This window comes from Vreelandella aquamarina (assembly GCF_900110265.1).
Classification (GTDB): domain Bacteria; phylum Pseudomonadota; class Gammaproteobacteria; order Pseudomonadales; family Halomonadaceae; genus Vreelandella; species Vreelandella aquamarina.
The window spans coordinates 1-7,036 of sequence record NZ_FODB01000089.1 but is presented as its reverse complement, the minus strand read 5'-3'; the positions used below and the strand labels follow the sequence as shown (position 1 = coordinate 7,036).

7 protein-coding genes are annotated in these 7,036 nt (G+C 55.0%); 2 read left to right on the top strand and 5 right to left on the bottom strand.

Annotated elements, in window-relative coordinates; all coding sequences use genetic code 11:
• Window positions 1-199: 199 nt before the first annotated feature.
• Window positions 200-1,171, top strand: coding sequence for a GlxA family transcriptional regulator (locus BMY49_RS16475; protein ID WP_089676089.1), 972 nt, complete (start codon window positions 200-202; stop codon window positions 1,169-1,171).
• A gap of 108 nt (window positions 1,172-1,279) precedes the next feature.
• Complete coding sequence (locus tag BMY49_RS16470; RefSeq protein ID WP_089676088.1) at window positions 1,280-2,227, top strand: ABC transporter substrate-binding protein; 948 nt, start codon at window positions 1,280-1,282, stop codon at window positions 2,225-2,227.
• A gap of 7 nt (window positions 2,228-2,234) precedes the next feature.
• On the opposite strand, the gene BMY49_RS16465 is transcribed toward BMY49_RS16470, so the two are convergent.
• The 5 genes from BMY49_RS16465 to BMY49_RS16445 all read right to left on the bottom strand — a co-directional run.
• A complete protein-coding gene (locus BMY49_RS16465; RefSeq protein ID WP_089676087.1) occupies window positions 2,235-3,053 on the bottom strand; it encodes an alpha/beta hydrolase fold domain-containing protein in 819 nt (272 codons plus the stop codon).
• A gap of 98 nt (window positions 3,054-3,151) precedes the next feature.
• Entirely contained in the window at window positions 3,152-4,753 is a 1,602-nt protein-coding gene (locus tag BMY49_RS16460; protein ID WP_089676086.1) for a BCCT family transporter, read from the bottom strand.
• Window positions 4,754-4,936: 183 nt separating this feature from the next.
• On the bottom strand, window positions 4,937-5,392 hold the full coding sequence (locus tag BMY49_RS16455; protein ID WP_089676085.1) for a thioesterase family protein: 456 nt from the start codon (window positions 5,390-5,392) through the stop codon (window positions 4,937-4,939).
• Window positions 5,392-6,348: an L-carnitine dehydrogenase gene (locus tag BMY49_RS16450; RefSeq protein WP_089676084.1), complete on the bottom strand. Its 957-nt coding sequence runs from the start codon at window positions 6,346-6,348 to the stop codon at window positions 5,392-5,394. The genes BMY49_RS16455 and BMY49_RS16450 overlap by 1 nt, the downstream gene beginning before the upstream one ends.
• A partial coding sequence (locus BMY49_RS16445) for a beta-keto acid cleavage family enzyme (RefSeq protein WP_089676083.1) occupies window positions 6,345-7,036 on the bottom strand: 692 nt, incomplete at its 5' end. The genes BMY49_RS16445 and BMY49_RS16450, both read right to left, overlap by 4 nt.

Below are 7,036 nucleotides of genomic sequence, written 5' to 3'. Positions count from 1 at the left end.
CGATGCGATACGCATTGTAATAAATGGTGTTCCAATGCATAGCCGCCTTATTCACGGTTTCTAAGTCTGCAACATAATCGCTCGATGCGATGTTTTGTGTTGCAAGGGGTAAGGTGTGGACCTATGCCAGACCGTATGCTATTGGTTTTATAGAATTATCAGCCTGTGTGTGCCCCAGAAATTACGTGGAGTCAGCCAATTGCGTTTGCATTATCACGGCCCTATGCCTGAGCGAATTGGGTTTGTTTTAGTACCCCGTTTCTCGATGATGGCGTTTTTTTCCGCTGTTGAACCCTTACGAATTGCGAACCGTATGAGCGGACGTCCCCTGTTTGATTGGACACTATTTAGTTTGGATGGTGAGCCCGTCAGTGCCAGTAACGGTATGACACTGATGGTTGATCAGCCCATTGGCGAGTGTTTGGATTTACCCTCACTGGCTGTCTGCAGTGGTTTTGAGCCAGACGTGCACCTAACGCGACCTTTAGTCAGTTGGCTACACCGTTTAGACCAGGCAGGCTGCGTGTTAGGCGGTATTGATACCGGCTGTTTTTTACTGGCCTCCGCCGAGCTGCTTAAAGGTGAGCGGATCACGCTACATTGGGAAAGTTTGCCCGCCTTTCGTGAGCGATTCCCGTTGATCGAAACATCAGACGAGCTATTTGAGCTAGGTGAGCGCCGTTTTTCATGTGCTGGTGGTGCGGCAGCGATGGATATGGCACTAGAGGTTATCAAGCAGAGGCATGGCGCCAAGCTTGCGGTTGATGTCTCTGAGCAGCTGATCCATGAGCGCTTAAGAAACCGCCATGACCAACAGCGCATGTCGCTGGCGCGTCGACTAGGCACGCATAACCCACGTTTGATTGAAGCCGTTGCCTTGATGGAGCGTCATTTGGAGAGGCCGTTGCCGATAGAGGGGATAGCGGATCGCATCGGGGTATCTTTACGCCATCTTCAGCGGCTATTTGAGGAGCACCTTCATAGAACGCCTCGTCAGTGGTATTTATCGCTTCGTTTATCGCGATCGCAGCGCCTGCTCATGGAAACGAATATGGATGTTTTAGAAGTGGGTATTGCTTGTGGCTTCGCGTCAAGCTCCAGCTTTGCACGCGCGTACCGCGCGCAGTTTGGTTGCTCACCCGGAGAATCACGGCGTCAGTTACTTCAGTAGTAAGCGATAAATTTGTCGCTTTATGATTATTTTATGTCGCTTGGTGTCGTTTGAATTGTTGTCTAGTTGGCAAACTTGATTGGTATATCGCCAAAAGAGGACAAGAAAATGATGCATAAATTCGGTGGGTTGAAAACAGTGTATGCCCTAGGTGCTGCGGGCTTAGCGACCTTAGCAACGGCCGCCCCAGCATCGGCTGCCCTAGATGAGGTGCGATTTGGTGTGCCGCCTTGGCCCGGTGTTACTGTAAAGTCAGAAGTCGCAGCACAGCTGATGCAGGCAATGGGTTACCAAACCCGCCAGCGGGATTTAGCGGTGAGCGTTATTTTAGCCGGCTTAACCCGTAATGATATTGATGTTTACTTGGGTGGTTGGTATCCGGTACAGACGGATATGGTAGAACCTCTTGTAGCCGATAATAAGGTGGAAAAACTGGTTTCCAATATCCAAGGGGCAAACTCTGGCTTAGTGGTACCGCAGTATGTGTATGATGCCGGCGTGACGTCGGTGGCCGACCTGGATGCCCATCGTGACCGCTTCGACGGTGAAATTCAGGGTATCGAGGCGGGCACCGGGATTAATACGGCGATCCTTTCGGCGATTGATAATGATATTGTGGGTTTAGGCGATTGGTCGCTGAATGAGAGCTCGACAGCGGCAATGCTGGCGCAAGCCGAGCAGAATATGGCCAACGGCGAGTGGGTGACCTTTGTAGGCTGGGAACCCCATTGGATGAACGTCAGCTTTGATATGGCTTATCTGGACGATGCAGAAGATGCGGGTATTGCCCAAATAGAAAGCACCGTTTGGACGGTCGTGCCAGCGAATATGGCCACAGAAGACCCACAGCTACATCGCTTTCTCTCACAATATGTAGTAGATATCGAAGATCAAAATGCTTGGGTGCATAGTTACAGCTACGAAGATCGTCCCGCCGATGAAGTGGCCTCTGAGTGGATCAGTGCCAACTTAGGTACCGTAGCCACATGGTTGGAGGGAGTAACCGCAAAAGATGGTCAGCCGGCGATAGAGGCGGTGCGCGCTAGTTATCAGTAACAGAGCGTTAATGATCTAAGCGTTGGTTGAGCGCCTGGCAAAAATCTTGCCAGGCGCTTTGCATTTCTGGCAGCAGGGCATGTGCATGCAAGGCGGCGTGCACCATCGTGTTGGCGCTTCGATACCCTACCTGCACACCGTTACGGCGCCAGGCAGCAACGGCTTGTTCAAGTGGAGCGGTTAACGGGTCGTGCTCAACGCTAAGCACTTCCAGCTGCGCGTTGGGTGGGAGCGTATCGATCTGAGTGCTCAGCCCCGGGCAGAAAGGAAGCAGCGATAAGACATCGTTACGGCTAAGCAGCGGGGCATTAGGCCCCAGCGTTTGTGTGTTAAGCGGACCAACCGGCGGATAAATAAGCCCTAGCGGGACGCTATGCGGCAATCGCGGTAGTAAGTCTAATGCCAAGCGACCGCCCGCACTATCACCCACAATCGCAATAGGTTGTATAACGTTGGCGATGTTGAGGCAGTCTGCCAGCATGTCGTAGTAGTCTGCCTCAGGCGCTAGGCGGTAGTTGAGACTGACAACATGGCGCCTGAGTTGATCTGCCAAACTGGCTGAAATGCCATGGTGGCTGTTGATAGACCCAAGCGTAAACCCGCCGCCGTGAAGATACATAACGCGACCCGGCTTGGGAGAGGTGGGGATGAAGTGTCGGAGCGTCATACAACCCCGTAACTCGTCGTTAATACGCATGCCTTGTGGGTCAGGCGGTGCAAATGCTTGGCATAGCTGATCGTAGCGCTGGCGCGCCTCAGCGGGATCGCTATGCGCGAGTTCAACTAAGCCCAGCTCAAAATGGGTGATAAAGGTTTCGATATTCATTAGATACTGGTTACTTACAGCGACGGTCGTTGACGTCCCGTGGCGTATTGAGCACTAAGCGCCATCAGCAGACGCCTAGTGCTGTGCCGTTTGTTCGCTCAGCGTTTGCGATGTCGTGCATCAAGCGACTCGCGGTATAGCGACAGCATTACGCCGGCGGTCATTACCAGCACGACCACACTGAGTGGCAGGGCGGCTGCAATCAGCGCTGTTTGCAGCGCATTCAGACCTCCGGCCACCAGCAGCACCGCCGCAACTAAGCCAATCACCACTCCCCAGAAGACGCGAAAGCGTATGGGCGGCTCGTTATCACCCAGCGATAAAATTGTTGTGAGCACTAACGTACCTGAATCAGATGAGGTGACGAACCAGCTCATTAGCAGAAAGACCATGAGGGCAGAGAGTATCCAGCCAAACGTACCGCCACCCACAATACCATCCGCCGTAGCAAACAGTGCAGCCGGTAGGCTCCAGGCGTTTACCAGTTCGATAATGCCAGCGCTGCCCGGGCCACCCGCTGCGTTTAGCTCCTGGTGCATGGCGTTGCCACCAAAGATAATCAGCCATACAAAGATGATGAGCGTGGGCACGAATAGAACGCCCAACACAAACTCGCGCAGCGTGCGCCCTTTGGAAATGCGGGCAATAAAGAGTCCTACAAAAGGCGCCCAGGCGAGCCACCACCCCCAATAGAAGATCGTCCAGCCCTGTTGCCAAGCAGCTGTGCCTTCTTCCTCTGCATACCAAAGCCCCATGGGGATAAAGTTAACCGCGTAGTCGAGCAGTGTCTCGCCAAACACCGTGATTAGCCACAGTGTGGGGCCCGCTAGCAGAAAAATACCGATAACCACCAGGGATACCCAGATATTCATCTCAGAAATTAGCCGAATACCGCCACGCACCCCAGAGACAGCCGAAAGAATGGAGATCACTGAAATGCCTGCAATCAGCATCAGCTGAGTATTAAGTCCGGGGTCTACGCCCACCAGCCGCTCTAACCCAACGGCCATTTGGCTCACCCCAAGTCCTAAAGAGGTCGCCACCCCAAAGACGCAGCCTAATACGCCCAAGATATCGAACAGATGCCCGGCAGGACCGAAGATGCGTTCACCAATAAACGGGTAAAGCGCAGAACGCAGCGCTAGGGGTAAGCCTTTGCGATAGGCAAAGTAGGCCAGCGACATACCGACAATCACATAAATCGCCCAACCGTGAAGCCCCCAGTGAAATAGCGTGACGCGCAGCGCATCGATGGCGCGTTCGTGGCCAATCGCCGTGGCGTCTGCCATATCGGCATGAGGGTTGTTGGGGTAGCCAAAGGCGCCGGTGTTATCGAGATAGAACACGGGCTCTGCGACGCCGAAAAATAGGATGCCAATGCCAATCCCGGCAGACAGCAACATCGCGAACCACGCAAAATTGCTGAACTCTGGGCGGCTATCGTCAGCACCAAGCCTTACGCTGCCGAAGCGACTGAAGATGATAAAGGCACAGACGGCGAGTAGCAGCATGACGGTAATGAGATAGTAGCCGCTGAAGGTGCTCTCAATCCAAGCGCGTGTGGTACCAAAGACGCTGCTAGCGGTCTCTGAACCCAATCCAGTGAAAAGTACAAAAAGCAGCACAAGCGCGCTCGCGGTTAGCGTCATGCCTTTGTGCATGCCTTGGAAGAAGCCGCCCTGGGTAAGCTCAGTCACCATGTAGTCGGTACTAAGTTCAGCCTTGGGTGAGTGATGATTTGAAAGCGGCGTGGGGCGATGGGGGGGAGTGGGCGTAGCGATATTCTTGTCCTCTTGGGCCGGGCGTTGGGCCGGCAGTCCCGGTTAATCGCCCGCCGAAGAGGGCGATTAAATACGGTTTTATAAGGCGCTGCGGGTTTGTTGTTATCGCCGTATGGCTATCGTGCGGCCGGCGAGTTCTGGCCAATCCGAGGGAGATGCGAGGGGTAACTCAGCAACAGCGGCTTCAACGGGCGTGGGAAAGGGGGCAGGGCGCCCACTATCGCTATCCATGCCCATCAGCATCTGCTCGCTGGTGGCGAGCAAGTTACCTTCCTCGTTATGCAGCTTGAAGAAAACGTGCAGGCGTTTCTTGTCGCGATCCAGTAGCGTCAGCTCTACGCTTAGTGTCTGCCCCTCGTGGGCTTCACGGCGATAGCAGAGGTGCGTTTCAAGGGTATAAATAGTGTAGCAATGGCGTGTACGGCCTGATTTGTCTAGGCCGATGTGCTCCATTAACGCCTCGACCGCCAACGAGAAGACCCGAGCGTACTCGGCATCGTTCATATGGCCGTTGTAGTCGACCCAGTTTGAAGCCACACGGCTCTCTAAAATCACCATTAGATACGTCCTTCCAAGCCCTCGGCTTCGGGCCAGTATTTTTGTACCAAGCCCAGCAGTTCGACTAAGAAGTCATCGCGGCGGCGGTCAAGCTCAGCCACTGGACGCCCCGCAGCTTGGTGCTCACAGCCCTCCACCACACGGTCGATCAGCTCATCGGTGAGTTCGGGGGCTTCCAATTTTGTCCAAGGTAGTTTTAGAGCCGGGCCAAACTGCTCCAACATATGGCGCATGCCTGGTTCGCCGCCTGCCAAATGGAAGGTGAGGAAGGTGCCCATCAACGACCAGCGCAGACCGCAGCCGTAGACCACCGCGGCGTCGATCTCTTCGGTCGTTGCCACCCCATCATTCACTAAGTGCAGCGCCTCGCGCCACAGGGCTTCCATTAGGCGATCTGCAATATGGCCCTCAATCTCTCTGCGTACGACCAGAGGACGCATGGCAAGTGCCTGGTAAGACATGCGGGCGCGCTCTAGTTGTTCAGGTGCGGTCGCCTCACCGCCCACCAGTTCCACAAGCGGCAATAGATAAACCGGATTAAAGGGGTGGGCGACAATGACGCGGCCTGGTGCCCGCGTGCAGGCCTGTTGCAAGTCGGTGGGCTTGAAGCCGGATGTAGAGGAACCGATCAGCACCTCTGGCACGCTGGCCTCATCCAACTCAGCCAGAATCTTACGCTTGAGATCCAATCGTTCTGGCACGTTTTCTTGGATCAGGTCGGCGCCTTTGACCGCCGATTCTAAGCTTTCCACAAAGCGCAGCCGCGTTGGGCTGGCTCCCTTAGCAAGGCCATGCTTCTTCAACGACGCCCAGGCATTGTCAACGAAAGCTCGGGTGCGCTGCGGTGCATCAGGGTCGGGATCGAAGGCTACAACATCCCAGCCGTTTGCGAGCGCCCGTGCGATCCAGCCATTACCGATAACGCCCGTGCCGATAACCGTGAGCTGTTGGCTCATGATTGCCCCCCATTAGACTGGCCTTCAATACCACCGGTATGCGGGTTACGTAGTTTGAGGTGTGCGCGCGTTTCAGCGGGTGTCATAACGCGGGCACCAAGGTTCTCAATAAGCGTCGAGGCGTGCTCTACCAGCTGGGCGTTCGTGGCCAGCGTGCCTTTTTTAAGGTAGAGGTTATCTTCTAATCCGACGCGGGCATGGCCCCCCAATAGCACTGCTTGTGCTGCCATAGGCATTTGATGACGACCGATGCCGAAGGCTGCCCACTGGGCGTTTTCTGGCAGCTTATTGCGCATGGCTAACATAGTTTCAGGATCAGCTTCAGCGCCCCAGGGAATGCCCAGGCAGAGCTGATAGAGAGGATCGCCTTCAATCAATCCCTCTTTCTGTAGCTGACGAGCGAACCACACATGGCCCAAGTCAAAACACTCCAGCTCAGCTTTGACGCCTGCCGCCTGCACCAAGCGTGCGTGCTCGCGCAGCCAATCGGCGGGATTGACGTAGACCATATCGCCAAAGTTGAGGCTGCCGCAGTCGAGCGTACACAGTTCGGGCAGTAGTTCACCGACCGGCTCATGGCGCTGAGCCGGTGTTTGAATGTCAGTGCCGGGGCCACCACGGGTGGGGTCATTCGCGTCGGGAATCCAGTCGCCGCCACCGCCTGCGGTGATGTTCATGACGATATCCA